The organism is Wolbachia endosymbiont of Tettigetta isshikii, assembly GCF_041154185.1.
GTDB lineage: Bacteria > Pseudomonadota > Alphaproteobacteria > Rickettsiales > Anaplasmataceae > Wolbachia.
Map to the genome: position 1 here is coordinate 1 of NZ_JBFTEN010000048.1, position 637 is coordinate 637.

Sequence of the window (637 nt, forward strand, 5' to 3'; positions counted from 1 at the left end):
AACTCCTTTTCTGACCAGTTGAATCTATTTAGCTCCTCATATGCTTTTTTGATTATTACGTCACTTCCTATTATCCTTTCCAACTCTCTTTCACTAGTTTCTTACGCATACTTGAAGAAGTAGACCCATTTTTCAACTATACTCTCTAATTGGTCTTCCTTTGTTTTTGGAAATTTTGGCAACTCAATAAATGTGAAATAAAAATCTTTTAAATCATGCTCATTTGTATCCTCATCCCGAATAGTGTATTTTGATTTATACTCGGACTTGTCAGGAAATAAGATACAATCTGCTATAGCAATAAAGATAATTTCTTTTAGGTCTTCATATTGATCACCTTTATTAGCCTGTCTTGAATACGCCTTAGCTGCATAGTATTGTGCGCGTTTTTCGAAGCCTTTAGTTTTAGCAACCTGCATTTCGACGATCACTTGCACCCCATTTTCATCTCTGCAGAGAACATCAACAATGCTTTGCTTTTTGGAGGCAATTTCAGGATCTTGAATAGTACTGAGGAACTCTATTTCTTTTATTTCGTCTTTGCCAGTGAAGCCCAGGATATCATTAAGAAAGTGAATAAGAATATCCTTATTTTTTTTCTGTACCAAAGATACGACGAAACGCTACATCATTTTTT

At 34.5% G+C, this 637-nt stretch carries 1 pseudogene; it reads right to left on the reverse strand.

The window, feature by feature from the left end:
• Positions 1-637 (reverse strand): annotated as a pseudogene (locus AB6N09_RS05655) (Rpn family recombination-promoting nuclease/putative transposase); the annotation flags it as partial.